A 1,572-nucleotide genomic window follows, 5' to 3' on the forward strand; every position below is an offset into this window, starting at 1 on the left:
GATTTTCCCGCTCCAGGAAAGTCTTGCCCTGTAATGGTTTCAGAAGAAATGAATCTTATGTGCGGGGTAAGTTCCGACTAAATAGGCTCTCCATCTTCAAGGGTGTAAATATCAGGTTCGTCGTCCAGGAATTGAAATGCTCCTCCGCTTTGGGCTAACTGGGTTATTTCCACAGTAGAAGGATAGGGGATATTATTAAATAGTTTTGCTTTTATTAGCAATTGCTCGTCTTCTGAGAGTGTCTGGATGATTTGTACTAAGGATTCAATGAGTTTTGTGTTCATAGCTGAAAAAAGGTGGGAATATTTTATTTTACTTCAACAAGGCAACCTTCGATGATTATAACAAAACAACTAAGAGCGTAAAGCGAAGCTATCCCGTAGGGAATCGCCCATCCAGTAAAATTCGGAGATAGCACAGATTTACTCCTCGAAGTCCACCTGCTTAACCTGCTCTAAAGGTATATCTAGCGCTTCTGCAATTTGCTCGTCGCTCAAGCCAAACTGCCGTAATTTATCAATTGTTTCAATCTTAGTTTGATTTTTGCTTTTCGGCTGCAAGTCGGGACTTTCCTGCTGACTTTCATCTGGGGTAGGAGTAGAGGGATTAGGACAATTATTGACGTAGCTAATTCTGTTATTTTGAAAATTATTATTTTTACCAAGATTTATATTTTGATTTATCTGTCTTTCTATAACGGATTCAAGATTACTTTTTTTAACTTGTTCGCCAAACACTTCAGATAACATTTGCAAAAGTTCGTGACTAGCCTTTTTAACGTGCTGGGAGCTATAACCATAAGTTTCTGCAACGTCAGCATATCTTTGACGATTCAGTATGCCTGCGATAATCCTCCGCTGCAAGTTATTTAGACGTTTACCTGTGTTGGTATAGACAACTTCATCGACAAATTGCAATATCTGAGGACTATCCATAGGTGGGATGGTGAGATAGGTATGGTTACTATACCAAACTTTTTGCAACTTTTTCCAACTTTTTGCGCCGCCCATAGGATTTTTAGGAAGTTCCCACTTTTTCCAACTTTTTTCCCTTTACATTTTTTGTGCGATCGGTCTAGTATATCCTGAAACCAGGAGCTATTGTTTAGCTCTCTCTGACTGGCAGCGATCGGTAAAGCCTATTATACAAGGAGAAAAAATGAAAAAATACACTTTTGCATGCTGCGATAGTGGCAGAGCTGCTGACTCATACAACGGAGTCACAAATTACGTGCCTTCGATTACCAAACAGGTGAATGGAACCCAACAAATATCGAAAGCAGTTAACTCTATCAATTAAACTTGGAGTTTTGATTGACGTTTTTACGCTGGCAAATATCTACCAATGTATTTTTGTCGGCGTATTTTTATATAAATTATTGTCAATAATGATATGAAGTTTCAACTCCCTGATATTAGCATCGATCTAAATTTAGAAGCCAAAAATAAATTTGAAAAAATTAGATCTCTTAAAACAGCATTGATAATGATTTTAGCGGCGTTGCTGAATTGGGGTATGATTTAGCAATCCCGTGCGGTGAGTAATGCTCGATCGGAATAATTAATTGAATAT

Annotated in this window: 2 protein-coding genes; both read right to left on the minus strand. The window is 38.0% G+C overall.

Annotated features, from left to right (window positions below):
- Positions 1 to 77 precede the first annotated feature (77 nt).
- The gene (locus QUA99_RS32770) at positions 78 to 284 is read right to left on the minus strand and encodes a hypothetical protein (RefSeq protein WP_015177442.1); all 207 of its coding nucleotides are present in this window, start codon (positions 282 to 284) and stop codon (positions 78 to 80) included.
- Positions 285 to 422: 138 nt separating this feature from the next.
- A complete protein-coding gene (locus tag QUA99_RS32775; RefSeq protein ID WP_333245795.1) occupies positions 423 to 935 on the minus strand; it encodes a hypothetical protein in 513 nt (170 codons plus the stop codon).
- Positions 936 to 1,572: the final 637 nt, after the last annotated feature.

Source organism: Microcoleus sp. F10-B2 (assembly GCF_036704965.1).
Taxonomy (GTDB): Bacteria; Cyanobacteriota; Cyanobacteriia; order Cyanobacteriales; family Microcoleaceae; genus Microcoleus.